20 protein-coding genes, 1 tRNA gene and 3 pseudogenes are annotated in these 25,935 nt (G+C 63.5%); 12 read left to right on the top strand and 12 right to left on the bottom strand.

Annotated features, from left to right (window positions below):
- Positions 1-96 precede the first annotated feature (96 nt).
- Both ACETMP_RS02220 and ACETMP_RS02215 read left to right on the top strand, forming a co-directional pair.
- Positions 97-1,912: pseudogene (locus ACETMP_RS02220) on the top strand (caspase domain-containing protein).
- Between the two features lie 538 nt (positions 1,913-2,450).
- Positions 2,451-4,264, top strand: a pseudogene (locus ACETMP_RS02215) (caspase domain-containing protein).
- Between the two features lie 312 nt (positions 4,265-4,576).
- Here the strand turns inward: ACETMP_RS02215 and ACETMP_RS02210 are convergent.
- Both ACETMP_RS02210 and cysE read right to left on the bottom strand, forming a co-directional pair.
- Positions 4,577-4,795, bottom strand: coding sequence for a DUF3126 family protein (locus tag ACETMP_RS02210; protein ID WP_007602550.1), 219 nt, complete (start codon positions 4,793-4,795; stop codon positions 4,577-4,579).
- A gap of 132 nt (positions 4,796-4,927) precedes the next feature.
- Positions 4,928-5,755, bottom strand: a complete 828-nt coding sequence (gene cysE / locus ACETMP_RS02205) for a serine O-acetyltransferase (RefSeq protein ID WP_375161820.1) — start codon at positions 5,753-5,755, stop codon at positions 4,928-4,930.
- A 297-nt stretch (positions 5,756-6,052) separates the two neighbouring features.
- On the opposite strand from cysE, the gene ACETMP_RS02200 reads away from it, so the two are divergent.
- The gene (locus ACETMP_RS02200; RefSeq protein WP_375159738.1) at positions 6,053-7,411 is read left to right on the top strand and encodes a hypothetical protein; all 1,359 of its coding nucleotides are present in this window, start codon (positions 6,053-6,055) and stop codon (positions 7,409-7,411) included.
- 440 nt (positions 7,412-7,851) lie between these two features.
- Here ACETMP_RS02200 and ACETMP_RS02195 read toward each other — a convergent pair whose 3' ends face one another.
- The 3 genes from ACETMP_RS02195 to ACETMP_RS02185 all read right to left on the bottom strand — a co-directional run bounded on the left by ACETMP_RS02195 (position 7,852) and on the right by ACETMP_RS02185 (position 10,293).
- The gene (locus ACETMP_RS02195) at positions 7,852-8,091 is read right to left on the bottom strand and encodes a hypothetical protein (protein ID WP_375159737.1); all 240 of its coding nucleotides are present in this window, start codon (positions 8,089-8,091) and stop codon (positions 7,852-7,854) included.
- Between the two features lie 711 nt (positions 8,092-8,802).
- Complete coding sequence (locus ACETMP_RS02190; protein WP_028180113.1) at positions 8,803-9,012, bottom strand: cold-shock protein; 210 nt, start codon at positions 9,010-9,012, stop codon at positions 8,803-8,805.
- Positions 9,013-9,765: 753 nt separating this feature from the next.
- A complete protein-coding gene (locus tag ACETMP_RS02185; RefSeq protein WP_375159736.1) occupies positions 9,766-10,293 on the bottom strand; it encodes a hypothetical protein in 528 nt (175 codons plus the stop codon).
- Here ACETMP_RS02185 and ACETMP_RS02180 point away from each other — a divergent pair.
- Positions 10,286-11,221 (top strand): LysR family transcriptional regulator, encoded by a 936-nt coding sequence (locus ACETMP_RS02180; protein ID WP_375161819.1) that lies wholly within the window; start codon positions 10,286-10,288, stop codon positions 11,219-11,221. The two genes, ACETMP_RS02185 and ACETMP_RS02180, sit on opposite strands and share 8 nt — an antisense overlap.
- A 421-nt stretch (positions 11,222-11,642) precedes the next feature.
- Here ACETMP_RS02180 and ACETMP_RS02175 read toward each other — a convergent pair whose 3' ends face one another.
- Positions 11,643-12,740 (bottom strand): helix-turn-helix transcriptional regulator, encoded by a 1,098-nt coding sequence (locus ACETMP_RS02175; protein WP_375159735.1) that lies wholly within the window; start codon positions 12,738-12,740, stop codon positions 11,643-11,645.
- A gap of 188 nt (positions 12,741-12,928) precedes the next feature.
- A pseudogene (locus ACETMP_RS02170) lies at positions 12,929-13,057 on the bottom strand (alpha/beta hydrolase); the annotation flags it as partial.
- A gap of 249 nt (positions 13,058-13,306) precedes the next feature.
- Here ACETMP_RS02170 and ACETMP_RS02165 point away from each other — a divergent pair.
- The 3 genes from ACETMP_RS02165 to ACETMP_RS02155 all read left to right on the top strand — a co-directional run bounded on the left by ACETMP_RS02165 (position 13,307) and on the right by ACETMP_RS02155 (position 15,157).
- The gene (locus ACETMP_RS02165; RefSeq protein ID WP_375159734.1) at positions 13,307-13,921 is read left to right on the top strand and encodes a hypothetical protein; all 615 of its coding nucleotides are present in this window, start codon (positions 13,307-13,309) and stop codon (positions 13,919-13,921) included.
- A 229-nt stretch (positions 13,922-14,150) separates the two neighbouring features.
- Complete coding sequence (locus tag ACETMP_RS02160) at positions 14,151-14,726, top strand: sodium:calcium antiporter (RefSeq protein ID WP_375159733.1); 576 nt, start codon at positions 14,151-14,153, stop codon at positions 14,724-14,726.
- A complete protein-coding gene (locus tag ACETMP_RS02155; protein WP_375159732.1) occupies positions 14,723-15,157 on the top strand; it encodes a sodium:calcium antiporter in 435 nt (144 codons plus the stop codon). Before ACETMP_RS02160 ends, ACETMP_RS02155 begins: the two co-directional genes overlap by 4 nt.
- A gap of 9 nt (positions 15,158-15,166) precedes the next feature.
- Here ACETMP_RS02155 and ACETMP_RS02150 read toward each other — a convergent pair whose 3' ends face one another.
- From ACETMP_RS02150 to ACETMP_RS02140, 3 genes are all read right to left on the bottom strand, one after another.
- A complete protein-coding gene (locus ACETMP_RS02150) occupies positions 15,167-15,859 on the bottom strand; it encodes a universal stress protein (RefSeq protein ID WP_375159731.1) in 693 nt (230 codons plus the stop codon).
- 324 nt (positions 15,860-16,183) lie between these two features.
- On the bottom strand, positions 16,184-16,939 hold the full coding sequence (locus ACETMP_RS02145; protein WP_375159730.1) for an alpha/beta fold hydrolase: 756 nt from the start codon (positions 16,937-16,939) through the stop codon (positions 16,184-16,186).
- A 35-nt stretch (positions 16,940-16,974) separates the two neighbouring features.
- Positions 16,975-18,111 carry a hypothetical protein gene (locus ACETMP_RS02140; RefSeq protein WP_375159729.1) on the bottom strand — a complete coding sequence of 379 codons (1,137 nt, stop codon included), beginning with the start codon at positions 18,109-18,111 and terminating at the stop codon, positions 16,975-16,977.
- A gap of 307 nt (positions 18,112-18,418) precedes the next feature.
- On the opposite strand from ACETMP_RS02140, the gene ACETMP_RS02135 reads away from it, so the two are divergent.
- Positions 18,419-18,664: a zinc-finger domain-containing protein gene (locus ACETMP_RS02135; RefSeq protein ID WP_008562814.1), complete on the top strand. Its 246-nt coding sequence runs from the start codon at positions 18,419-18,421 to the stop codon at positions 18,662-18,664.
- Positions 18,665-18,683: 19 nt separating this feature from the next.
- On the top strand, positions 18,684-19,886 hold the full coding sequence (locus ACETMP_RS02130; RefSeq protein WP_375159728.1) for an FAD-dependent monooxygenase: 1,203 nt from the start codon (positions 18,684-18,686) through the stop codon (positions 19,884-19,886).
- Between the two features lie 18 nt (positions 19,887-19,904).
- On the opposite strand, the gene ACETMP_RS02125 is transcribed toward ACETMP_RS02130, so the two are convergent.
- A complete protein-coding gene (locus ACETMP_RS02125; protein WP_375159727.1) occupies positions 19,905-20,339 on the bottom strand; it encodes a twin-arginine translocation pathway signal in 435 nt (144 codons plus the stop codon).
- Between the two features lie 173 nt (positions 20,340-20,512).
- On the opposite strand from ACETMP_RS02125, the gene ACETMP_RS02120 reads away from it, so the two are divergent.
- The 3 genes from ACETMP_RS02120 (at position 20,513) to ACETMP_RS02110 (ending at position 23,788) form a co-directional block, all read left to right on the top strand.
- A tRNA-Leu gene (locus ACETMP_RS02120) sits at positions 20,513-20,601 on the top strand.
- Complete coding sequence (locus ACETMP_RS02115) at positions 20,559-22,343, top strand: hypothetical protein (protein WP_375159726.1); 1,785 nt, start codon at positions 20,559-20,561, stop codon at positions 22,341-22,343. The genes ACETMP_RS02120 and ACETMP_RS02115 overlap by 43 nt, the downstream gene beginning before the upstream one ends.
- Before the next feature lie 194 nt (positions 22,344-22,537).
- Positions 22,538-23,788 (top strand): multidrug effflux MFS transporter, encoded by a 1,251-nt coding sequence (locus ACETMP_RS02110; protein ID WP_375159725.1) that lies wholly within the window; start codon positions 22,538-22,540, stop codon positions 23,786-23,788.
- A gap of 277 nt (positions 23,789-24,065) precedes the next feature.
- Here the strand turns inward: ACETMP_RS02110 and ACETMP_RS02105 are convergent, their stop codons facing one another.
- Entirely contained in the window at positions 24,066-25,673 is a 1,608-nt protein-coding gene (locus ACETMP_RS02105) for an ABC transporter substrate-binding protein (RefSeq protein WP_375159724.1), read from the bottom strand.
- Positions 25,674-25,935: the final 262 nt, after the last annotated feature.

The raw sequence follows: 25,935 nt of genomic DNA, 5'->3' as shown, positions 1-25,935 counted from the left end.
GCGTGCGTGACACGGCGTTGTGATGACGGTCACGCAAATTGAGTTGCTCTCGGCTGTACTCTGACTGCGCTGGGCACTCTATGATTTGGGACGGCAATGGGCGCACTTCGATCTTTTTGTATGATCCTTCTTGCCATCTGGCTGGGCTGCGGCTCGGCGCACGCTGAAAAGCGCGTCGCGCTGGTGATTGGCAATTCAGCCTACAAGAGCGCCCCGCGCCTCGCCAATCCGATTAACGATGCAACCCTGGTCGGCGGCATGTTCAAGAAGGTGGGCTTCGACAATGTCGACGTCAGGCTCGACCTCAACGCCGCCGACATGCGCAGGTCGTTGCGCGAGTTCGCGGGCCGGACTCGCGATGCCGAAGTTGCGGTCATTTATTATGCCGGCCACGGCATCGAGCTTGACGGAACCAACTACCTGATCCCCACTGATGCCACACTGGAAACGGACGGCGACGTGCTGGACGAGACCATCGCCCTCGACCGCGCACTCTTTGCCGTCGAGCCGGCCAAACAACTGCGTCTCGTCATTTTGGACGCTTGCCGAGACAATCCGTTTGCCAAAACGATGAAGCGGACGGTCGCCTCGCGCGCCATCGGCCGCGGCCTTGCCAAGGTCGAGCCGACCAGCCCGAACACCATGGTCGCCTTCGCGGCCAAGGCCGGCTCGACCGCCTCGGACGGCGATGCCAAGAACAGCCCGTTCGCCACGGCTCTAGTCGAACGCCTGCCGAAGCCCGGCCTTGATCTGCGCAAGGCCTTCGGCTTCGTGCGCGACGACGTGCTCAAGACCACGGGCTACAAGCAGGAGCCCTATGTGTACGGCTCGCTCGGGGGCGATGACGTGGCGCTGGTCCCTGCCAAGCCGGCTGCCGCCGGGCCGCAAGCCAATCCGCAGGACAGCGTGCGCCGGGACTATGAACTGGCGCTCCAGGCCGGAAACCGCGACGCATGGGAAGCGTTCCTGCAGGCTTATCCCAATGGGTTCTATGCGGGCCTCGCCCGCGCGCAGCTGAAGAACGTCGCAGCCGAGGAGGCGCGCGCGGCTGCGGCCGCGAAGGCACGCCAAGCCGATGATGAAAAGGCAAGGCTCGCCGCCGAGCGTGCGAACAGGGCCGAGCAGGAGAAGGCCGCGGCCGCCGCCAAGGCTGCCGAGAATGCCCGCCTTGCCACCGAAAAGGCCAAACAGATCGAGGAAGCCAAGGCGGCCGCCGCCGAGCAGCGCAGGAAGGACGCAGAAGCGGCTGTCGCCAAAGCGCTGGCCGACAAGCAGGTCGCCGAAAAGGCGCTGGCCGAGAAGATCGCGAGCGACAAGGCGGCCGCCGAGCTGGCCGCAAAGCAAGCAAGCGACAAGGCGCAAGGAGAGCAGAAGGTCGCGGCAGTCACCCCAACTCAGTCGTCGCCCTCTCTCGCCGCAGGAGACCGCAAAGCTGGTGCAGTCCGAGCTGCGCCGCGTCGGTTGTCTGGCGGCATCGGCAGACGGCGACTGGAATGCGTCATCGCAGCGCTCGCTGACGCTGTTCAACAGATATGCGGGAACGAAATTCGATGCCAAGCTCGCGAGCTTCGAGGCGCTCGATGCGATTAAGGCCAAGCCGGGCCGGGTCTGCCCGCTGGTGTGCGATCACGGCTTCAAGGCCGATGGCGACGCTTGCGTCAAGATCGCCTGCCGTGCCGGCTATCGCGTCAACAACGACAATGAATGCGAGAAGGTGCAGGACAAGAAACCGGTCGCGACTCGCGAGGATGCCAAGCCGCGAGATGAGGGCAGGAAAAGCGAGACCGCGCCCGCGAAACCGCAGGCGGCGGGACAGATGATTTGCGGCCGCGCCGGCTGTCGTCCGATCAGGGCCGGTTGTCGACTTGAATACGAAAAGCGCTATGGCAACGCGGAAGAAGTTTGCAGGTGAGAACGAGGGCTCCTAACGGCATCATCGCGACTGACGTGAAGCAATCCCGAACCCCTGCGCGGAAAGATTCCTGGATTGCTTTCGCTTTCGCCGATCGCTTCGGCGGAAAAATCGCTGTCTTCGCATAACGGTATTGAGAAAGCGCGCCTCGATCTCGATCCGTGCCCCGGACGCAGCGCAGCGTCACTTCGGCGGTGCGCTGCAGAGCCGGGGCCCACGTTAGAGAAGTACGCCCTGCGGGTTGTGGGTCCCGGCTCTGCACGGCAACACCATAGCGTATCGAAAACGCGCGTAAACGCGCTTAGGAGCGTTGCCGTGCGTCGGGACACGCGAGAACGCCGTCGATTCAGACCCCCGGCCTTCTTCGGCCGCGCACGACGCGGATCGGCAATCGATTGAATGGGGCAGTCAGCTCTCGTATGGGATGTCGAGCGGACTTGAGCAAGTGACTGCATGCATATGTGATGGACATCACTGAGCACAGATTGCGTTTTGCCATCCTGCGGATAATCTGACGCTATTGCATTCGGGGGCTGGAATGCGGTTTCGGCTGTTTGTTTTGGCAATTTTTGCGACCTGGCTCTGGATCAGCCCGGCGCTGGCCGAGAAGCGCGTCGCGCTGGTGATTGGCAATTCAGCCTACAAGAGCGCCCCGCGCCTCGCCAATCCGGTTAACGATGCAACCCTGGTCGGCGGCATGTTCAGGAAGGCCGGGTTTGATAGCGTCGACATCAAGCTCGACCTCAACGCCGCCGAGATGCGCAGGTCGTTGCGCGAGTTCGCGGGCCGGACTCGCGATGCCGAAGTTGCCGTCATCTATTATGCCGGCCACGGCATCGAGCTGGACGGCACCAACTACCTGATCCCCACTGATGCCACACTGGAAACGGACGGCGACGTGCTCGACGAGACGGTTGCGCTCGACCGCGCACTCTTTGCCGTCGAGCCGGCCAAACAACTGCGTCTCGTCATTTTGGACGCTTGCCGAGACAATCCGTTTGCCAAGACGATGAAGCGGACGGTCGCCTCGCGTGCCATCGGCCGCGGCCTCGCCAAGATCGAGCCGACCAGCCCGAATACACTGATTGCCTTCGCGGCCAAGGCGGGCTCGACAGCTTCGGATGGCGATACCAAGAACAGTCCGTTTGCCACAGCTCTGGTCGACCGCCTGCCGACGCCGGGGCTCGACCTGGGCAAGGCCTTTCGATTTGTTCGCGATGATGTCCTCAAGACCACCGGCTACAAGCAGGAGCCGTTTGTCTACGGCTCGCTCGGCGGCGATGACGTGCCGCTGGTTGCAGCGAAGCCGGTCGTCGCCGGACCGCAAGCCAACCCCGAGAGCGAAATCCGACGCGACTACGAACTGGCGCTCCAGCTTGGCACGCGCGATGTTTGGACCGCTTTTCTCAATCGCTATCCGAGCGGGTTCTATACCGACCTGGCAAGGGCCCAGCTCAACCGGATTGCTGCCGAGGATGCGCGCGCTGCGGCCGCAGAGAAGGCCCGGCAGGCCGAGGACGAGAAAGCAAGGCTCGCGGCCGAGCGGGCCAAAAGAGTTGAGCAGGACAAGGCTGCGGCCGCAGCCAAGGCAGCGGAGGACGCTCGCATCGCCGCCGAGAAGGCCAAGCAGATCGAGGAGGCCAAGGCGGCCGCAGCAGAGCAGCGCCGCAAAGACGCCGAGGCCGCGATTGCCAAAGCGCTGGCCGACAAGCAGGCCGCCGAAAAGGCGCTGGCCGAGAAGATTGCGAACGACAAGGCGGCCGCCGAGCTGGCTTCAAAGCAGGCAAATGACAAGGCGCAGGGCGAGCAGAAGGTCGCGGCAGTCACCCAACTCAGTCGTCGCCCAGTCTCTCGCCGCACGAGACCGCCAAGCTGGTGCAATCAGAACTGCGCCGCGTCGGCTGTCTGGCAAGCGCCGCTGATGGCGACTGGAATGCGTCATCGCAGCGCTCGCTCACGCTGTTCAATAAATATGCGGGAACGAAATTCGATGCCAAGCTAGCGAGTTTCGAGGCGCTCGATGCGATTAAGGCCAAGCCGGGCCGGGTCTGCCCGCTGGTGTGCGATCACGGCTCCAAGGCCGATGGCGACGCTTGCGTCAAGATCGCCTGCCGTGCCGGCTATCGCGTCAACAACGACAATGAATGCGAGAAGGTGCAGGACAAGAAACCGGTCGCGACTCGCGAGGATGCCAAGCCGCGAGATGAGGGCAGGAAAAGCGATACCGCGCCCGCGAAACCGCAGGCGGCGGGACAGATGATTTGCGGCCGCGCCGGCTGTCGTCCGATTAGGGCCGGTTGTCGACTTGAATACGAAAAGCGCTATGGCAACGCGGAAGAAGTTTGCAGGTGAGAACGAGGGCTCCTAACGGCATCATCGCGACTGACGTGAAGCAATCCCGAACCCCTGCGCGGAAAGATTCCTGGATTGCTTTCGCTTTCGCCGAACGCTTCGGCGGAAAAATCGCTGTCCTCGCATAACGGTATTGAGAGAGCGCGCCTCGATCTCCATCCGTGCCCCGGACGCAGCGCAGCGTCACTTCGACGGTGCGCTGCAGAGCCGCGGCCCATGTCCGAGATGCGCTGCGTAGCTTATGGGTCCCGGCTCTGCACTGCAACGCTAAGAGGCGTTGCAGTGCGTCCGGGACACGAGAGGCGTCGAAAACTACTCCTGATCGACCAGATCGTCCTCGAGGATCGCCATCTGGAACTGGAACGAACGATCGTCGTCCTCGTCGTCGACGAAGAGCACGCCAATGAATTCCTCGCCGATATAGACTTCGGCGGAATCGTCCTTCTTCGGCCGCGGCACGACGCGGATCTTGGGATTGCCGAATACGCGCTTCAGATACGCATCGAGCTTTCTGACTTCTTTGACGTCCACGGCAAGTCTCCGATCGAAATTGGCTGGCCGCGTTTTAGGACGAGATGCGGCGAACCGCCAGCATGAATTGCCAAAGAATTTGGGGACGGAAAGGGCCGGAACATCCGGCCCTTCGCAACGTCAAGGGCCTTATCAAAGGCCCATCGCGTTGATCATCTGATCCATGGTGCGCGACGGCTCGGCGCAGCCGGCTTCCCCGACGATCTTGGCCGGCACGCCCGCGACCGTGACGTTGTGCGGCACCGGCTTGACCACGACCGAGCCGGCGGCGATGCGCGCGCAATGGCCGATCTCGATGTTGCCGAGGATCTTCGCGCCGGCGCCGATCAGAACGCCGTGGCGGATCTTGGGATGCCGATCCTCATTCTCCTTGCCGGTGCCGCCGAGCGTGACGCCGTGCAGGATCGAGACGTCGTCCTCGATCACCGCCGTCTCGCCGCAGACGAAGCCGGTGGCGTGGTCGAGGAAGATGCCGCGGCCGATGCGCGCGGCGGGATTGATGTCGGTCTGGAACACCGCGGAGGCGCGGCTCTGCAGATAATACGCGAAATCCTTGCGGCCCCTCAGATAGAGCCAGTGCGCCAGGCGATGGGTCTGGATCGCGTGAAAGCCCTTGAAGTAGAGCAAGGGATCGATGAAGCGCGAGGTCGCGGGATCGCGGTCATAGACGGCAACGAGATCGGCGCGGAAGGCGTTGCCGAGATCGGGTTCGTCGCGCAGCGCCTCGCCATAGGCCTGGCGCACCAGCTCGCCCGACAATGCGGAGTGATCGAGCCGTTCGGCGACGCGGTGAACCACCGAGTCCTCCAGGCGGCTGTGATGCAGCACCGACGAGTAAATGAAGGTCGCAAGCTCCGGCTCGCGACGGACGATGTCCTCCGCTTCGCCCCGGATCCGGTCCCAGATCGGATCGAGCGATGCGAGCTTTCCCCCGGATTGACCTGATGCACTGCCATGGATTTTCTCTTTGAATTTGCTCTTTGGATTTGCTCTTCGCGTGAGCTCGTTTGACCGGTTCTATAGCATAGTCTAGGCGGCAAAGTCCTGACCGGCTTGCCTGAGAGTGAACAGCACCTTGCCCCGCGACGCACACCAAGACGTTGAAAAACCACGGTTTTTCCTGACGGCCCCGAGCCGCGAGGTCGGCTCAAGGTGGTCAGAGTTTTGCCAAATTCAAGCCGGGCGGCGTCAAACTATTGGTGAATCCTTTCCGAGCCGCTATTGCGAGCAGGGTCCGAAGCGGGGACGGGAGCGGATTTGAGTATCACCACCGATCAATTGCGCGCGCGCGCCACTGATACGCTTTGGCTGCGGCTGGCAGCGGTGGCCCTGCCCCTCCTGATGATCGCGCCGGCGTTCTGGAATGGCTATCCGCTGCTGCAATGGGATACCGGCGGCTATCTGGCACGCTGGTACGAGGGCTATCTCGTTCCCAGCCGCTCCACGGTGTTCGGGTTCTATCTGCATTATGGCGAGAGTTTTGGTTTCTGGACCAACCTCGCGGTTCAGTCGCTGGCGACGCTGTGGCTGCTGCAGCTCACCCTGCGCGTGCTCGCGATGATGCAGACCTTCCGCTTCGTCGCGATCAGCCTTTGCCTGACCGTGGCGACCGCGCTGCCCTGGCTCGCGAGCATGCTGCTCACCGACATCTTCGCCGGGCTCTCGATCATGTCGCTGTTCCTGCTGGCTACAGGCGCAGGCCGCACCTCGACGCTCGAGAAGATCTCGCTGTTCGTCTTCACCGCCTTTGCCGCGGCGACCCACAGCGCCACGCTGGGCGTGCTGCTCGGCCTTTGCATTGCGGGCTGGATGGCGCGGCCGTTCCTGGGCGCGCGTCTTCCGCTGGCCGGATTGGCACAGGCGAGCCTCACCATCGTCGCGGGCGGGGTGATGCTGGTCTCGGCGAATTACGCGCTGTCCGGCAAGCTGGCCTGGACGCCGGGCGGCTACGGCGTCGCCTTCGGCCGCATGATGCAGGACGGCATCGTCGCGCAATACCTCAACGATCGTTGCCCGCGCGAGCGTTACAAGCTCTGTCCCTACCGCAACGAGCTGCCGGCGAGCGCCGACGAATTCCTGTGGGGCAAGAGCATGTTCAACACGCTCGGCCGCTTCGATGGCATGAACGAGGAGATGAGTCACATCGTCGTGCAGTCGATCAAGGATTATCCGGCCTGGCAGGCCGGCGCAGCGCTGCGCGCGATGGGCCAGCAATTGCTGCATGTCGCGACCGGCGAAGGCACCGACGGCTGGATCCCGCACACCCGCGGCATCATCGAGCGCTACATCCCCGCGCAGACCGCGCCGATGCGCGCGGCGCGACAGCAGAATTGGCAGCTCGACTTCACCGCGATCAACTGGCTGCATGTGCCGGTGGCGCTGGCCTCGATGCTGGCGCTGCTCGCGCTGCTCGGCAACGCACTCGCGCGCCGCCGGCTCGACGACCTGACATTGCTGGCGGCGACCGTGACGCTGGCCCTGCTCGGCAACGCCTTCATCTGCGCCGTCATCTCCGGCCCGCACGACCGCTACGGCGCGCGGATGGTGTGGGTGGCGACGTTCGTGGTGCTGATGGCGCTGGCGCGGCGGTTTGGCGAGGATGCCAATGCGCGATGAGATTGGGGTGAAGCGCCTTCGCGCTTGGTTCGTCCGGGCAGCGCGAAGGGTAAGCCGGACCTCACAGGTGCCACCCAAAGTCGGCGCGAACGACCCGAAGCGACATCCGGCCCCCGTCAGCATCTCTTGTCAGGTGCTGTTTCGGTCGGAAGGTTACTGAAAATACGAAAGTTGATCTTCCGTCACGACGCGCTCGATCTTCTCGGACTTGCCCCTGATGCGGTATCTAACTCGTCCATCGGACTCGATGGGCATGCATCGAATGATGGTATAAATCATCGGCGGTTCAGCGGTGGCACGTCCTTGTGGACCTTGGGGTTGGTGGCGAACGTCTTCATTCAACTTATAAGCATACGACATGTGTGACCTCAACGTTTGCGGCTTGGAGTGACCTAACGCGTACTGTCGGCTCTGGTTCGTAAAATCGAATACGAGATGCTCTAGCCCTCGAGAATGGATTTTGTAGCTTCGAATATCTGTTCCGCTGTGCCTTTGATCGTGCCCTTGGCCCAGGCCTGAAACACGGTCACGTAGGCGCTCTTGTAAGCCTCTTCGTCTGCAGAGAAGTAGACCTCATCTGTGACGGTATCCAAGACAAGCGCTCCTTTATCGATGCAAATTTCTTCGATTAGAACCAGTCGCTCTTCTTGCTCGGCGAGATGCCGTTTCAGAATGCTCATTGAAACTCCTGCTTTGCGCTGATCCACGTTCTTCGGGTGCATCGCCGCCCAATGCACACGCGAATGACTTCATAGAGAGCTGGAACAAGCCGCTGAAAGGAGCGCGCGACATCACCTAAGGAATGACGCGCCTGACACGGGACAAAGATGGCTCAGCCGGCTGGGGCGCTGGCGGACGAATGCGCCATGAACGTCTCATCCGATCGCCGGCTGCTGGTCCAATCTGCCAGTTGTATCATCCCTCGGACGGGGAATTCCGTACGGGACCGACAATCAACCTGTAGGTGGGCACCGAAGCAGTGTCCCACGATTCCAGGGTCGCGCCGCAAACCGTGCACTCGAAGCTGGCGATTTGCCGACTGGGGGCTTTTCCCTCGGTTCGACTATAGACGGCGCCGCACCGACAGGATCGGTGATGAGATTCGATCATGCCGATCTATGCGCCCGAAAGACGAAACAAGCCACGTCTAAATTCGATTTGGCTATTGAGCTCCGAGACAGAGACGCCTCGTCGTTTCACCTTTTCGGTCCGTTCAAGTTTTGGCTGGGCAACCACCGGGCCGAATGTCGAAGAGAAGCTACGACAACTCGCTTGACGGTCGCTTCCACGGGTTGAAGCAAGAACCCCGCCCCTGATGACTCAGGCGCGGGGGGACCACAAGCTCTGCCAGTACATCCGTGGCTAGAGCAACAGGTCTGTCGTGCTCTTAACTAAGCAGCACGAAGATTTTCGGCAGCGGACTTGCCCGTACGACGGTCTGCGACAACGTCGTAAGACAGCGTCTGACCTTCGTTCAGGGTGCCCATTCCGGCGCGTTCGACCGCGCTGATATGAACAAAAACGTCGTTGCTGCCGTTTGCCGGCTGGATAAAGCCGAAGCCCTTTTGGGTGTTAAACCACTTCACTGTACCTGTATTCATCGGGTCTTCCTTTCGCATACGCGCAGGAGCTGGCGCGCGGACTTGCGGCCAGTGTTCCAGTTTGTCGATGTTGGAGAATGTCTGAAACGTGCGCGCCGTCAGGACCTGAGGCGAAAGCGGAGCAGTTGTTCGGCCAGTATCGATGCTTGAGACCATACATCAATAGTTGTGAGACTTCAAGGAGAAGCCAACAGCACTTCTTATTTGGTCTGTGTCCTTTTCCGGTAGTTGAAATCCGTGATGACTGATGCGGAAGCGACCTCGGGCGCTCGGAGTTGTAAGAAGCTCTTCGTCGGCACGACAAATTGAGGCTGACGACAAGTTGCTCGAAATGGTTCCCTGAGGTTCCCTTTTCGCGCGCTTTCCTGCATGGTTCGGCATGGCAAAAGCAAAAGTAGACTTCAAACCACTTCGTAACTCAGAGGGCGACTGGACTATTGTTGCCGAGTACCCCGGCGCAGAACCCCGAGAAATCACGGGCTTCACGAGCAAAGCCGAAATCGATGATTGGATGAACGGGGAGCGCCGGATCGCTTGGCTCCGGTCACAGGGTTACGCGAAGTGACGTGGTGATCCCTTCTTCCAACTGTCGCATTGTCGCTTCTGGCTTGTGGCGAAGATCTGGCCGTCATCGCTATTCGAGCCTGCTTGATTGGCTGGATTATCGCTGACGGCCGAAGTTCTCGTCGCGGCAAGTCTGACAGCTCTGGTCAGGGCCGATGATTGTGCACAGTCACCGTTCTCAGTAATTTTTCAAATTGCCCTGGCGAGCGCGAACAGCCGGAAATCCTCGAGCGCCGCGTGCCGATGCGGAGCGACTTCGCGCCGGTAGGTCTCGGTGTCGACGATCGCGCGGAAGGTGGCGAAATCGCCGTATTCGTTGATCGCCGCTTCGTCCCAGCGTTCGCCTGGCGAGCCGACGAGACTCGCCAGGAACGGCCCGGAAAACATCCGCGCGAGCGGCTTGCCGGCCGCGAGACGCCGGAATGCCGGCCTGTAGCGTTCATTGAAGGCTTCGCGGCCCGAGCAGGGCGCGGCGTCGAATCCATCCTCGTAACGCGCCTGCGGGCGGTAGCGCAGCAGATTGAGCATGTAGACCGGCTGGCCGGGTGGAATCGCCCGCTCGGCGGCATCGAGAGCTTGCAGAGTGATTTCGATAGGGTTCATCGGACTTCCCGCGTTTCCAGCGCCGCAGAATGCGTGCTGACGCTGCCTAATTAGGCGTTCGGAAAAACTCTTGTAGTGACCGGACAGCCATGATTGTGTGGACTGCATGTCCACAACGACTTTGCCTCCCGATCTCTCCCGTCTGCTCGCCTTCGTCCGCGTCGTCGAGGCGGGCTCGTTCGCTGAAGCGGCGCGGCGTGCGGGGACGACCACCTCGGCGATGTCCAAGGCGGTTGCCCGCTTGGAACAGGCTCGCGGGTTGCGGCTGTTGCATCGCTCCACCCATTCATTGGCGCTGACCGACGAGGGCGACAGGCTGATGACGGCGGGACGCGCGTTGGTCGAAAGTCTCGCCCGTGTGCAATCCGCGCTTGGCGAAGTCGCGCGCGACGATGGCGGACGGGTGCGCGTGACTGCCCCCGCCTCGTTCGCGCGCGCCTGCATCCTGCCGCGGCTGCCCGCGTTCCTGCGGGAACGGCCGGAAATCGAGATCGAGGTCAAATTCCGCAACGAGATTCTCGATCTCGCCGCGGAAGGCGTCGACGTCGCGATCCGTTCAGGACCCCTCGACCGCACGCCCGGCCATCAGGCGCGGCGGCTTTGCACGTTCTCCTGGATCGCCTGTGCTTCGCCCGCCTATCTGAAGGCGCGCGGCGCGCCGGCCACTCCCGTTGAGCTTTCCGCGCACGACCACGTCGGCTTCCGCAATCCCGCGAGCGGTCAGATCCTGACCTGGCGCTTCGCCGACCCGCGCGGCAAAGCACCCATTCGCCTCACGCCCAAGCCCAAGCACATTTGCGACGACGCGCATGCATCGCTCGCGTTGATGGCGAATGGGTTTGGGATCGGCTGGGGGCCGGCGTGGCTGGTCCACGAAGACCTTCGCGCCGGCCGGCTGGTCGAGGTGCTGGCGCCCTGGCGCGCGCCCGGGGAGCCCCTGTGGATGCTGCGCAGCTCGGGCCGCCGCCCGCCCCTGCGCACACAGCGCGTCATGTCGTTCCTCAACACGCTTCCCGCCGCGTTCGGCGACAAGGCAGCGTGAAGCATCGGCCGTCATCGCACCCAGCGCGCTGAGCCCCGCTATACGGGAAGCCGCGACCGATAGGGCGCGGTGAGAAGCAGCATGAAAAGCGCTCTTTCAGCCTGGTACTTGGCGGCAGGTCGACTTGATTCCCGGCCCTGCGCCGCGACCGCTCCCTGGCTGGTGCAGACGCTCCAGGCCCATCGTTTTCGCCTGCGCTGCACCAGGACCACCTCGAATATCGGAAACTCCGGACTGGCCATAGTTGCCGCTTCTCGCCCAAAATCCAACCCAACAAACTTGAACCCGGAGGATTGACTTGAGTCTTCACCCATTTGGGTGAAGAGGGAGTTGGCGCATACCGGGACAAAGCCTGATCCAGACCGTCGCGTGTCAGATCAGGACGGGCGATCAGGGAATATGTCTGCGGATGGAAAACCGTCTAGCCGCCGCGCAATGCCTTGCCGGCGAGCAAGCTGACGAGCTCCTGCTGACGGGACAGACCGGTCTTTGAAAGCACGGCTTTGAGCTGCGTGCGCACTGTCTCTCGCGCAACGCCGATTGTTGCTGCGAGTGCATCGATCGATTCGGCCCGCGCCACGCCACGCGCGACCTGGGCCTCTGCCGGCGTCAGATCGAAAAGCCCTTGCAGGACTTCCGCACTCGGCACAGCGCCGCGGTCGACCGGGGTCACGACCAGCATGAAGGTGGCCCGCGTGAAGATATCGCGCGCCGATCCGCGCACCGGGATGACATGCAGGACCATCGGTACGCGATCCATCGCCGCTGCGATGGCAACGGACTTGACTATCCGATTGTTGCCAACCAACGGCGCCCCCACTGCGGCCACGAACAACTCGTCCGCGGCAGCATCGGTCAAGGTCAACCGCTCGGCGCGGTCGTGGAACAGCGACGGCATCAGCGCTTCGAACAAGCCGTTTGCCGCGAGCAATCGGCCGCGCTCGCGCAAGACCGCTCCGGGCAGCCCGATCGCCTGCAACGCATCGGCTTGGGCGCGCGCGCGCTCGAAACCAAGGCGGCTTGCGGTCAGGGACGCCCGGGCCAGGTGTGGCCTCAAGTCATCGAGGAACGAGACGACGTCGCGCGGCACAGGCCCATTGTCCTGGTGTCGCGGCATGACGATCGCGATCGAATCGCCGCTCGGGATCGGGATGATTGTCCCGGCCCTGTAGCCGAGCCCGTGCCTGCGGTAGAAGTCGCGGTACACTTCATTGGTCGCGATTTCCTCGTCCGACAGGAGGTCTCCATCATTGAGGAAGCCGGCGTAGTTGAGAGCGGCGGCACGCGGCAGCAACGGATCGCGCTCGCTCCATCCCTCATTCAGGAAAAGAGGCATGGTCTGGTCGAAATTGTTGGAATTGACCGCACTGATATAGCCGTCGCGTACTGCGAAAAGCAGGCCGCCATTCCCGCCGATAGCGAGACCGATTTCACTGAGGACCTCGGGCCACAATGACGGTATCAGCCCGGCCTCGTAGATGCGATCAATCAGATGATCGAGATGCCCAGATCCACTCATGCGCTGCGCGAAGGAGCCAATGGCGCAATTATAGCTGGATGACCAAGGGACGCAATCAGCCACATGGAGCGAGGTCCCGGGTCCTGCCGTGGAGCCAGCTGGCTCCTTAATCCCTGCCGTGGTGGTCGCCCAGGTGGTGCGCGCGCCCGCGATTCGGCTGGTGCCTCCTCGCCTCAGGCAACATGCCCTCACCCGCGGCGTGACAAAAAATCCAGCACGCCGGTCTTGTAGACCTTGTCGCCGACCGCGCGCATGTGGTCGCGATTGGGAATGTCGAGCACTTCCGAGCCCGGGATGATCGCACCCAGCGCGCTGGCCCTGCTCGGCAACGCCTTCATCTGCGGCGCGTCTCCGGCCCGCACGACCGCTACGGTGCGGGGATCCTGTCCGGCTCGCCGGCCAGCGCACCCGGAGCGGCTCCGGCAGTATAGGCATTTCAGCAACCTCGTGTTTAGCGATGTGAACCTCTTCTACGGAGAAGAAGAGACGCTTAGGATCGATCGGCCTCCATGACCGGCATCGACATGAAGCCCGTGAGAGTGACAAGCCCGGAGCAATGACGACCAATGATTGACCAAACATCCGAGGAGGTCATCGAACTCCGGGTCGACGACATCGCCCAGCTCTTTCACACGCTCGATCCCTTCCCGTTTCGCGAGCGCGACCTCGATCGAGAGGCGGAAGAGTACGTTGTCGGCTGGGCGCGAGAGCTGGCGGGGCAGAAGGCGATCCGGATTCGGATCCATCATCCCGACACTGATCTGCAGGTGAAGGCGGCGCTGGAGCTCCGCGAAGCCTTTCGCCACTATTTTGCGGATCGGGCGGAGGCAACCCAAAGAGATATCAATGAATTGTTCAGAATAGGCCGCCGGTCACTGGCGATCGGGCTAGCCATTCTGATCACATGTTTGCTCGTGGCGCATTTCGTCGTTGGCGCGTTTGTTGCCAACCCCTTGCAGCGTCTGCTGGAGGAAAGCCTCTTGATCTTGGGTTGGGTTGCGAACTGGCGCCCGTTGGAGATATTTCTGTACGACTGGTGGCCGCTAGTTCGCCGGCGCGACCTGTACCGGCGCCTCTCTCAGGCTGTCATCGAAAGCCGACCGCGTATTGACGAGCGGAGCCCAGCCAGTGGGTTAGGAATTCAAGGTGGTTCAAAGGCAGAACGCGTGCAGTCAAGCTAAGTCGGTCCCTATGGAGCCACGGAATCGTCGATATTCTTCTCGTGGATCGTGCGCACGCGCTGCCGTCGGTCCCAGCCACGCTCTGCTCACGTCCTCGCGTTGGTTCTCGACGCCGGAGGCTCCGCACGTCACGCCATCGGCGGACGATGTGGCAATCATCGTCAGCAGCCATTGGCCGCTAGTTCGGGTCGACCGCGCATCGTCCTGCTTGCCGGGTCGAGGTCGCTAGATGAATGCCGCGTTACCTTGGTTCGAGTTTGCCCTCTGTGTCATCATGATTGGCCTGGCCGGGCCTGTGCTGACGCGGTACGGCGATGCTATCGCCCGGTTGACAGGACTGAGCCGCTCCTGGATCGGGCTCGTCCTGCTCGCGACAGCAACTTCGTTGCCGGAATTGTTCACGGGGATCAGCTCGGTTGCCATCGCACGGGTGCCGGACATCGCAGTCGGAGACGCACTGGGCAGTTGTGTCTTCAATCTTGCGATGCTGGTTCTGCTCGACGAGCTGAGCCGCAGCGAACCTTTGTACCGGCGAATCGACCAAGGGCACGTGCTGACGGCGGGGTTTGGTATCGTCCTGATCGGAACCGTAGGTGCCATCATTCTGATCGGTCGCGGATCTTTGAGTGTCGAACTGTTCCATATCAGCATCTACACGCCGCTTCTCGTCCTGCTCTACCTCGTCGCAATGCGCGCGGCTTTCGAGTACGAGCGGCGCACACCCCTCTTCCAGAGACCGTCCAGACCGGCTCTGGCGTCAACCTGTCCGAGGCGCTGCTGCGCTATGCCGCAGCCGCCGCCGTGATCGCCGCCGCCGGAACCTGGTTGCCATTCGTCGGAGCGCAAATCGCCGATACGATGGGCTGGCAGACAAGCTTCGTCGGCACTCTGCTGATCGCCGCGGCGACGTCGATCCCCGAGTTGGTCGTGAGCATCAGCGCACTGCGGCTAAAGGCCGTCGACATGGCGATCGGCAACCTGCTCGGAAGCAATCTGTTCGACGTGCTCGTGCTGGCGATCGACGACCTCGCCTATCGCGACGGACCCCTGCTGTCCTCGGTGTCGCCCGTCCACGCAATCTCGGCCTTCGCGGCCGTCGTCATGTCGGGAATCTTCATCATCGCGATCCTGTACAAGCCGGAGACCCGCATCCGCGGCACAATCGGTTGGGTCAGCATCGCCCTATTGGCTGTCTATCTGTTCAGTGCGTACGCCGCGTATCTGCACGGGCACTGACGCCCGCCTCTAGTGAAAAAGGAACAGGGGACAAGGCGGCCGCTCGACCAATCGCCGCGTCGTCGAGCCAAACAACGCGTTGCTCCAGCCGCGATGGCCAAACGCGCCCATCACCAGCAAACCGATACTCCGATCAATCACCTCAATTCGGATCGCCTCGGATGGGTCCACCGATGACTCGATCGGAACGATCGTACAGTGTACTTCATGGCTCCGTAAGAACTCAGCCGCAGCATGAGCGCGTCGGGTCGCAAGCTCCGATTCCGCCGCGATCGACGTCACGTGCACGCGAGCCTCGCGCCACAATCCCAGAAGCGCGTACATCTGCAAGGCGCGCATGGCGGGCAGGCTGCCATCATATGCGACCAACACGTCGCTGGGACAGCGATAGTCGTCGCCGCAGACGACGACTGGCCGTGGCGACAACAGCAGAAGACCGGCTACCAATTCCGGCAAGGCCGCGGGCGGGTCGACTGAAAAGGTGGTATCGTGGCCCGTGACAATCAAATCTCGCGTCTCAGAAGCCGCGCGGAAGACCTCGGGCGGATCACCTTCGAAAGAGAGCCACGAGAACTCGACGCCGCTCGCATCACATGCTGCAGCGTATGATGCGTGCATCCGCGCGTTGTTCTCGCCCGCTTGCCGTCCCCGGATCTCTTCGAGCCTGGCTTGATACGCCGATGCGCCGATGCCGCCAATCATCGGAACGGTGAGGAAGAGAGATCGATTCCAGAAAGACCGGAAACGAGCACCCCGCCAGAACGGGCGAGATCGAATGCAAACTCCCGCGCGCAAAGCGAGGACGCCGTCTGGCCGAGAAGAAGAAGAATGCGCATTGACCCGCTCCGGTGATGCTAGGCATCAACTCTGGTTGTGACACCCTCCACATCGCAACTTATCGGAACACGGGGCGAGCTACATGACGTAGATCAATGAACCTTCACATCTGGAGTTAGGCCGTTGCGCATGAAGAGATGAATGGGTTGCCCCGAGGGACAACAACCTCGTCACTTGGACAACATGCCCTCACCCGCGGCGTGACAAAAAATCCAGCACGCCGGTCTTGTAGACCTTGTCGCCGACCGCGCGCATGTGGTCGCGATTGGGAATGTCGAGCACTTCGGAGCCCGGGATGATCGCGCCCAGCGCGCTGGCGGAGCCGGCGACGTCGTCGGTCGAGCCGACCGCGATCAGCACCGGCACGTCGATGCGCGCGGCTTGCTCCCGGGTCATGAGGTCGCGCGTGCCGCGCAGGCAGGCGGCGAGCGCACGATGATCGGAGCGGGTCTGGTCGGCGAAGGCACGGAAGGTACGCCCCACGGGATCGGTGACCTCGTCCAGCGAGGGCGCCTCCAGCGCTTTCGCCACGTTCTCGCCGGGCCCGGTGCCCTCGATTAAGCCACCGATGCCGATGCCGCCGAAGATCGCCGAACGCAGCCGTTGCGGCTCGTTGAGCGAGAGCCACGCCGCCATCCGCGCGCCCATCGAGTAGCCCATGATGTCGGCCTGCGGGATGGCGAGATGATCCATCAGCGCCAGCACGTCGCCGGCCATGGTCGGAATCGAATATTGCGCGGGCTCGTAGAGCTTCGCGCTTTCGCCGTGGCCGCGATTGTCGAGCGCGATGACGCGGCGGCCGTTCTTGCGCAGCTCCGACACCCAGGTCGGATAGACCCAGTTCACGTTCTTGCTCGAGGCAAAGCCGTGCACCAGGATGATGGGATCGCCCTCGCCTTCGTCGAGATAGGCAATTTCAACGGCGCCGTTGTGAAAGCTCGGCATCTTCAGTTCCGCAAGTTGAGGGGGAATGGTCGATCTTAGGCCGTGACGGCGGCGTTCGCCAGAGCGGCATCGGCCGCGACCTGGGCCCGGCGGAGCCGGCGCGCTCGCTTGCGATCGCACCAGGCCTGGGTCAGGCGCTCGGTGGTCGCCTTAATGGACGACAGAAGACCGAACAACGTCAGCATCGCGCCGAACAGCCACATCGCCAGGTCGAAGGCGCCGCCGATCAGCAGCAGCGCGCCGCGGCCGAGCAGCTTCACGATCGCACGCGTCTTGCTGCCTTGCGCTTCGGCAAGCCGCGCCGCGCGCGCCACGTCCTTCGGACCTTCGGCGATGCGCAACGTATCCATCGCCCCGCGCGTGCCGGTCTTCCCGGCGACGCGCGTGACGTCCTTGCCCAGCCGCACCAGCGCGCCGGCCTTCTCGGCCCGGAACGCAGCCTTGATCGCGCTCACCGTCGCGCCCGGACGGAGCACCGATCCCTTGGCGACCGCATTGCGGAGCATCGGCGTGTCGACGACCTCGCGCGCGGAGCGGCCGGCCCATGTGGCGAGCCCCTCGCCGAGCCGCCCGACCTTGCGCGCATCCTTCACCAGCGTCAGTCCGGCGCGCACCGGTGCCGCACCACCGGCGGAGACGTAGGTTGCCGCCGTCACCGCGAGGCCGGCGGCCGCAAGCCCGAGCACGAGGCGATCGGTGTCCTCGCCCATGGCGAGGTGCTTGCCCTCCCGGACGATGTCCCTGATGTCGCCGAACACGAAGAGATCGCCGGCCACCGTTCCCGACAGGCTCGCGACATCGTCGGCATTGCCGGTGACGAGACCGGTGGCAAATCGCTTGGCCAATTGCGAAGTGGAATTCTCGGCCTTGACCGCATCGCTGACGCGGTTCAACAGGTCGTCCGGCAGCGCGATGTTGCGATCGCGCGCGAGCGCGACGAAACTGTCGGCGAGATCGGCATCACCCGCGGCGAGCGCGGCCTCGATGTTGTCCTGAACCACCCGCTCGTTCTGCCGCAGCATCGCATCGAGCTTCAGTTCGGACAGCGCGGCCGGATCGTCCTGGGCAGCGAGGATCGCGCCGGCCTCACGGGCATGCGGCGCCACCTGCGCGAGCAGGAAGGTGCACGCGGCAATGCCCGCCAACGCCGTACTGATTCGCAGCCACTTCATGTGGAACAGCCCGGATGCCCCTGGGATCGCTCGCGCCGACAATTCGTCTTTCGTCTCGAATGCACGCGTCCACAGAGATAGTATGCCAAAATTGCGACACAACGTCCCCGACGAAAGAAGGGCTTCTCTCAGGCCGCAAGATTGTGTCGAATTTGCATGAGCAAATGAGCATGGGGCAATTGCGGAGCTTTCGGTTCCGCCGGACTAGCAATCAGCTGCACCCGCCAGTATGGTCCGCGGCGCCTTAAAGATGCCGCGTCAGTTCTTGATTGTGTCTGCCGCCATTGCCACTCCAGGATGAGTTACGATGTCCGACCATGTCGTCCCGCACTTCCACAACGATGCCGGTGTCCCCGTCATCGAGATCGGCTCGCAAGAGTTCATGTGCGTGGGCGCCAACCCTCCGTTCGACCATCCGCACGTCTTCCTCGACCTCGGCAACGACAACGAGATCATCTGCCCCTATTGCTCGACGCTGTACCGCTTCGCGGCCGACCTGAAGCCGGGCGAAGCCCGCCCGCCGGAATGCGTCCTGAAGGACAAGGTGGCCTGACCGCTTCCGTCGGTCAGGGGTGGCGCTCTCCCGAACGATTGTCATCGCCGGTGCCGGTATCGGTGGCCTGACGGCCGCGCTTGCGCTCGCGGCCCGCGGGTTCCGCATCGTCGTGCTGGAAAAGGCCGAGCGCCTCGAGGAAGTCGGCGCCGGCCTGCAGCTCTCCCCCAATGCCACCCGCGTCCTGGTCGAGCTCGGCCTCACCGAGCGCCTCAAGCTGCGCGCCGTCGTCCCGGAAGCGGTCTCGATCATGAGCGCACGGGCCGGCGGCGAGCTCTTGCGCATGCCGCTCGGCGAAGCCGCCTCGCTGCGGGCCGGCGCCCCCTATTGGGTGGTGCACCGCGCCGACCTGCAATCGGCGCTGGCCGGCGCCGTCGCCGATCATCCCGATATCGACCTGAAGCTGGGCGCCACCTTCGAGGACGTCGCGCCGCATGCCAAGGGACTGACGGTGGTCCATCGCAGCGGCACGATCCGCCGCAGCGATCTCGCCAGCGCCCTGATCGGCGCCGACGGCATCTGGTCGACGGTGCGCCAGCATCTGTTTCCCGAGGTGCAGCCGCGCTTCTCCGGGCTGATCGCCTGGCGCGGCACGCTCGATGCCACCCAGCTGCCGAAGGACTACACCGCGCGCCGGGTGCAGCTCTGGATGGGCCCGAACGCCCATCTGGTCGCCTATCCGATCGCCGGCGGACGCCAGATCAACGTGGTGGCGGTGCTGCCGGGCACCTGGAACATTCCGGGCTGGAGCACGCCCGGCGATTTTCGCGAGGTGATGGACGCTTTCACCGCCCCGCGCTGGCCGCCGTCGGCGCGGATGCTGCTCGCCCCGGTCGACAGCTGGCGGAAATGGGCGCTGTTCGGCGTGCCCGACGGCTGTCCCTGGAGCAAAGGGCCGGTGGCGCTGCTCGGCGATGCCGTGCATGCGATGCTGCCCTTTGCAGCCCAGGGCGCCGGCATGGCGATCGAGGATGCCGCGGTGCTCGCCCGTCATCTGAGCTTTGAAGCCGCCGAGAGCACCGCTGATATCGCCGCGGCGCTGAAGCAGTACGGCCGGGCGCGCGAGGCGCGGGTGCGTCGGGTGCAGCGCACCGCGCGGCAGCAGGGCCGCATCTATCATCTCAGCGGGGCGCTGGCGATCGCGCGCGATGTTGCGATCCGCGCGCTCGGTCCCGAGCGCATGCTGGCGCGGCAGGACTGGATCTACGGCTGGCGGCCGTGAACCGGCGCGGCCGCGGTCTCAGCGTGCCGTTCGGCCGGATTTCGGAGCAGGCTTGACCGCTGCGGCCGGCGCAGCCGCCGGCTCGGCGGGCGGTGCCGCCGCCTCCATGTCGCTCTCGCGGCATCTGTTCCTGCGCCAGGTCTCTTCGAGCAGCTTCTGCTGACCCCGCGCGGCGACGTAATCGTTGCGATAGGCGAGCTCTGCGACGACGACGCCCCCCGTCCCCGTCTCGGCCTTCGCCATCAGCCGCTCGAGCTCCTGGATGCGGTTGACGAGACTCTTGCGTTCGGGGGCAAGCTGCTTGCAATCCCAGAGGTCGTAGCGGGCCGGGTCCACGAAGGCCGGGCTGATGGTGTCGCTGACGCTCGCGCAGCCGGCGAGCGCTGCGCAGAGCAAGCCCAGCGCAAGCAGTCCGCGCCCGGAGCGACAGCGGGAGAGAAACGAAACAGGCATGTCGGATGAACAGTCCCCGTGGATGAGAATGCCTAAAGCAATAACACATGTCCGGATTGAGGCTTTGCCTTGTGGCGCCGGCTCGCTTAGAGAAGAAACGTCCCCCGGTGGCGCAAAGCGCCAATTCCAGACCGCCGGCGATGGACTTAAGTGTTTGATCTCGTTGGATCAAAGCGGGCATGGCGGAATTGGTAGACGCAAGGGACTTAAAATCCCTCGGTGCGCAAGCGCTGTGCCGGTTCGACCCCGGCTGCCCGCACCACGAGATCTGACGCTCGCAAAGCTGCCACCTCCGCAAGCGGGCTTGCAGCCCATGACGCGCGCCGGGCACGCAACGGTTCGTTTACCAAGCCGCCCTTCCGCGTGCCGAATCCGGGCGGTGCGGCCGGCCTTTACTCCACCTTAGATCGTCCTCGCCTAAACCGAGCGATGTCTGCCCGTCGATGCAGACCCAGGGACACGCAGGGCCTGGAGCGGCTGGCTTCGATGGTGAGAGCTCCGATGGACGCGCGCGAGGATTGGTCCCGGTCCAGGATTGGCGGAATACGCGCGGCGTCCGCATCTCACCTGCACGGGGTCGAGGTCTACGTCTTCCTGATCGCTTTCCTCGCGGTGTTCTACCTGTCGAACGGCCCGCTTCTGCTCGGCCATTACGATCTGGGCTGGCACCTCGCCGCCGGAGACCTGATCAGGCAGCGAGGCGAAGTGCCCTTGCAGGATCCGTGGGCGTTCACCGTCGGCGACAAGCGATGGTACAATCTGTCCTGGCTCTGGGACGTGATGGCCAGCGCGCTGTATCAGCAGGCCGGCTTTGCGGGGATCGTCCTCATGGTCGTCGCCTCCGGCGCGGTCATCGCCGGCTATCTCGCCTTCTGCGGCTTGAGCAGCGGCGCTTCGGCCCCCGCGGTCTGCATTGCGGTGTTCGCCGCGTGCCTGCTCTATCCCTGCTACGAAGCCTCGCCCAACATGTATCTGGCGGCATCGCCGAACATCGCGACGATGTTGTTCGCGGTCGTCTTTTACGCGGAATGCCTGCGGCGGGGACGATGGTTCCTGCTGCCGCCGATGATGATCGTCTGGGTCAATCTGCATGGCGGCTTCATGCTCGCCTTTCCGATTCTCGGCGTCTTCGCCGGCGTCGCCTTGCTGCGGCGGGACTGGACAGGCTTTCGCGATTACTGCCTGGCGGGCGTCGGATGCTTCGTCGCGATCTTCGTCAATCCGCTGGGATGGCACATCTATGACGGCGTGACGGCGACGCTGGGTCATTTCGTGCAGGCCGACATCAGCGAATGGCGGTCCTATTTTCACAACGTGGAGCTGCCGGGGAGCCTTCCCGGCATCGCCTATGCGCTGACATTCGTGGCCCTGGAGCTGCGATATCGGAACTCCACGCGCGTGCCGCTCGAAGCGCGCGTGCTGGCGTGGCTCTTCCTTTTTCTGGGCCTCTACCAGTTCAGATACACCGCGTTCTTCTTCATCTTCTCGAGCGTCCCGATGGCGCTGCACATCGACCGGCTGCTGCCGAAGCTCCGGGGCCTCGAGGGGCGGCGCGCGATGCTGGCGGCAGGCGTCGTCGGCATGTTGTTGCTGCCCGTCACGTTCATGCAGGTGAGACCGGCGCTGGCATTGCCCGACATGCTCTCGGAAGCAGATGCTCGCTATCTCGAGGCGCACAGCCCGCGCGGGCACCTGCTCAACCATTGGAACGTCGGCGGGCTCCTGATCTTCAGAACCCAGGGATCGGTGCCCCTCTTCGTCGACGGCCGGGCTGCGACCGCCTACCCCGACGCGCTGCTGCGGGACTATCTCGCGCTGGTGCGGTGGGACATCGACGCGGCGACCTGGGACAAGGTGATCGCCAAGTACAGGATCGATGCGGTGCTCTGGATCAGAGCGCATGACCAGCTGCGGCACTTCCTGGTCGGCGAGAGGGGCTGGAAAGAGGAATATACCGGCGCGTATGTCAGCCTCTACACACGGCAACAGGCCGCTCCCAGATAAGGCCTGCCGGGGCTTGAGCCGGCCGAACCAGCGATGAACACACCCGCGATCGATGCCGGGGTCGGTCCTGCGCAGGGCTGACCGCTCACCAAGTCTTGTCCGCACCCGCTCCGTCTGCCAGCCATCCCGAAACGTGGGTTGTGCAGCGCAGCATAGGCGGCGGATAAAGCCCTTGAAATCGAGAGGTGAGCTTCTTGTCTGACGTCAATGCCGACGACTGGGTGTCCACGGGACACCGCCCGATGCGCTTTCCGGAATTCGTCATCGTGATCGCGTCCATCATGGCGCTGAATCCGCTCGCGATGGACATGATGCTGCCGGCGCTGCCCAATATCGGGGCAGCCTTCAGGATTCCTGTCGCCAATCATCTCCAATTGGTGCTGTCGACCTTCCTGATCGGCTTTGGTGTCGGCCAGTTCGTCATGGGCCCCCTGTCGGACCGCTTCGGCCGCCGGCCGGTGCTGCTCGGCGGCATGGCGGTCTATGCGGTGGCGAGCGTGCTGGCGGTCGCCGCGCCCTCATTCGAGACGCTGCTGCTGGCACGTGCGCTCCAGGGACTCGGCACCGCGGCGACGCGCGTGATCGCGACTTCGATCGTGCGCGATTGCTATGTCGGCCGCCGCATGGCGAGCGTGATGTCGCTCGCCATGATGGTGTTCATCGCGGTGCCCGTGGTCGCCCCCTCGTTCGGACAGGCGGTGCTGCTGGTGACCGCGTGGCGCGGCATCTTCGTGGTGCTGATGCTGTACGGCCTGCTCGCACTCGCATGGTGCGTGCTGCGGCTACCTGAAACCCTGCCCCAATCCGAGCGCCGGTCGCTGGCGCCCGCCGACGTGCTTTCGGCGTTCCGGCAAACCGTCACCCATCGCCAGACCATCGGCTATGCCACGGCCGCCGGCAGCGTGATGGGCGCCCTGTTCGGTTATGTCTTCTGCGCCCAGCAGGTCTTCACCGACATCTATCGCCTCGGCCATTACTTCCCGCTCGCTTTCGCGGCGATCGCGGCCGGCGTCGCCATTGCCGGCTTCCTCAATGCAAGGCTGGTCGGGCGGCTCGGCATGCGCGTGATCTCGCACGGGGCGCTGACGCTCTACACGGTCGTGGCCGTCGTGATGCTGCTGACGGAGAGCCTCGGCATGCTGCCCCTCGCCTTGTTCATGGTGCTCTCCGCCCTGATGATGTTCTCGTTCGGCATGATGGTCGCGAACTTCACCGCACTCGCGATGGAGCCGCAGGGCCACATCGCGGGGACCGCCTCGTCGCTTTACGGCTCGATCACGACGCTGATCGGGATCGTGGTCGGCATGGCGATCGGGCAGAGCTTCGACGGCACGCTGCTGCCCTTCTCGATCGGCTTCTTCCTGTCGACGCTCGCCGCGCTCGCGATCGTGCTGGTGGTCGAGAAGGGACGGCTGTTCAGGCCGCATCATCGCCCCATCGCCTGAGGAACTTCCCGGACCTCTCGATGTTGTACTGCAGCAATTGAAGGGATCGGCGAGATGGAACAAGAGAGCAGAGCGGATCAGCCCGCGTGGGAGACCGAGCGGGCTGCCCCCAGCGAAATATCCGAGCAGCGGCCGAACCGAAGCCTGCCATTCGCAAGTGAAGGTCTCGAGCAGGTGCGCGACAGCCACTGCTGATCGAGACCGATAGCCTCACATAGAAAAGGCGCCGCGGTTTCACCCGCGGCGCCTTTCGCTTTTCAAACGCAGGCGGGATCGCCTACTCCTTCTTGTCGATGTTCCAGAACACCGGCGTCGCGGGACCGTCGAGCACACCGGCCAGCGATTTGCGCCAGCCGCTCGGGATCAGATACTGCCCCAGCGGAATGTAGATCACCTGCTCATAGGCCTGCTTCTGGATGTCGGCGGCGATCTTCTTCTGCTCGTCGACCGAGGCCGCGCGGACGAAAGCGTCCTTGAGTTGCTCGATCTTGGCGTCCTCCGCCCAGCCGAACCAGCCCTTCTTGCCCTGGCCGCCGATCGAGAGATTGGCGATCGGGTTGGACACGTCGGCCGCGACCCAGTTGGTGAAGAACATGTTCCAGCCGCCTTCCTTCGGCGGCTTCTGGCTGGCGCGGCGGCTCACCACCGTCTGCCAGTCGGTCGCCTGAAGGTCGACCTTGAAGCCGGCCTCGCGCAGCAGCTGGGCCGCAACGATCGGCTGCGCCTTCAGCGTCGTGACATCGCCAGGGGCCATGATCACGATCGGCGTACCGTCATAGCCGGACTCGGCCAGTGCCTTCTTGGCTTCCGCCATTCCGTTGCCCTTGATCAGGGTCTCGGAGCCCGCATCGGTTGCGAGCGGCGTGTCGCAAATGAAGAAGGCGCCACAGATCTTCTGATATTTGGCGTTGCCGACCAGCGCGTCGAGCACGTCCTTCTGGTTCATCGCCAGCAAGGCGGCGCGACGCACCTTCACGTTGTCGAACGGCGGATGAAGGAAGTTCATCCGGCCGAGCGTCTGAAAGCCGAACTTGTTCAGGACCTCGATCGTGAGCTCCTTGTTGGGTTCCAGCACCGGCAGCATGTCGAACGGCAGGTTCTCCATGAAATCGATGTCGCCCGACTGCAGCGCGTTCACCGCGGTCTGCGAGTCCGGCATGGTGATCCACTCGACGCGGTCGACCTTCACGACCTTGCCGCCGGAGGTCCAGCTCGCCGGCTCCTTGCGCGGCACGTAATCGGTGTTCTTGACGTAGACCGCCTTCACGCCCGGCTGGAATTCGCCCTGCACGAACTTGAAGGGACCCGAACCGATCTGCTCGGGGATCTGCTTGTCCGGCGGCGTCTCGGCGAGGCGCTTCGGCATCATGAAGGCGACGCGCGAGGACGGCTTGCCGATGGAGTCGAGCACGAGGCCGTAAGCCTCCTTCAGCTTCAACGTGATGGTCTTGGCGTCGGTCGCCTCGATGCTCGCGGTGAAGTCCATGAGCTTCTGGCCCATGCCGTCGACCGCAGCCCAGCGCTTCAGCGAAGCGACGCAATCCTCCGCCGTTACCGGCGCGCCGTCATGCCACTTCAGCCCGTCGCGGAGCGTGAAGGTGTAGGTGAGCTTGTCGTCGGAGATCTTCCAGTCCGCCATCTGCGGCTGGACCTTGAAGTTCGAATCGGTGGCCACCAGCGTGTCGTAAACCATGTAGCCGTGGTCACGCGTGATGTAGGCCGTGGTGAAGATCGGATCGATGATGCGCAGATCGGAATGCATCACCGCCGTGATGGTCTTGCCGGCGGCGAGCACCGGCGAGGCGAGCGCCGTCGAAAGCGCGACGACAGACAGCGCGAGTTTGGAGGCAAACGCGCGAGGCCCCCGGCGCATGAAGTGCAACATAAAAAGTTTCTCCTGACGTGAAACTGTTCAAAGGCGGGTTATTGATTGAGCATGTGGTTCGTTCCTTGGGCGAACTAACCCCATGCAATGCCTTTATCTTTCGAGACTTGCAGACAGTGCCGAGCGCGTCAATCCGGTTTCGCTGCAGGCCCTGGCGGCGTGCGCACGGGCTCCACAAGGATCGGTTTGGCTCTACAACACTCTCCGCTCGTCTCACCCGCGGCGATGCAATGCGCGTTCCATCTTTCGAAGCTTGAGAGAC

Source organism: Bradyrhizobium dasycarpum (assembly GCF_042019905.1).
Taxonomy (GTDB): domain Bacteria; phylum Pseudomonadota; class Alphaproteobacteria; order Rhizobiales; family Xanthobacteraceae; genus Bradyrhizobium; species Bradyrhizobium japonicum_B.
The sequence above is the reverse complement of the archived record's forward strand: the minus strand, read 5'-3'. Positions and strand labels throughout refer to the sequence as shown.

Coding starts and splice junctions, on each gene's coding strand:
- ACETMP_RS02135 (WP_008562814.1), top strand. CDS start 18,419: ATGTCCGACCATGTCGTCCCGCACTTCCACAACGATGCCGGTGTCCCC.
- ACETMP_RS02190 (WP_028180113.1), bottom strand. CDS start 9,012: ATGAATACAGGTACAGTGAAGTGGTTTAACACCCAAAAGGGCTTCGGC.
- ACETMP_RS02180 (WP_375161819.1), top strand. CDS start 10,286: ATGTCCACAACGACTTTGCCTCCCGATCTCTCCCGTCTGCTCGCCTTC.
- ACETMP_RS02165 (WP_375159734.1), top strand. CDS start 13,307: ATGATTGACCAAACATCCGAGGAGGTCATCGAACTCCGGGTCGACGAC.
- ACETMP_RS02140 (WP_375159729.1), bottom strand. CDS start 18,111: ATGAAGTGGCTGCGAATCAGTACGGCGTTGGCGGGCATTGCCGCGTGC.
- ACETMP_RS02150 (WP_375159731.1), bottom strand. CDS start 15,859: ATGATTGGCGGCATCGGCGCATCGGCGTATCAAGCCAGGCTCGAAGAG.
- ACETMP_RS02145 (WP_375159730.1), bottom strand. CDS start 16,939: ATGCCGAGCTTTCACAACGGCGCCGTTGAAATTGCCTATCTCGACGAA.
- ACETMP_RS02125 (WP_375159727.1), bottom strand. CDS start 20,339: ATGCCTGTTTCGTTTCTCTCCCGCTGTCGCTCCGGGCGCGGACTGCTT.
- ACETMP_RS02195 (WP_375159737.1), bottom strand. CDS start 8,091: ATGAGCATTCTGAAACGGCATCTCGCCGAGCAAGAAGAGCGACTGGTT.
- ACETMP_RS02160 (WP_375159733.1), top strand. CDS start 14,151: ATGAATGCCGCGTTACCTTGGTTCGAGTTTGCCCTCTGTGTCATCATG.
- ACETMP_RS02175 (WP_375159735.1), bottom strand. CDS start 12,740: ATGAGTGGATCTGGGCATCTCGATCATCTGATTGATCGCATCTACGAG.
- ACETMP_RS02105 (WP_375159724.1), bottom strand. CDS start 25,673: ATGTTGCACTTCATGCGCCGGGGGCCTCGCGCGTTTGCCTCCAAACTC.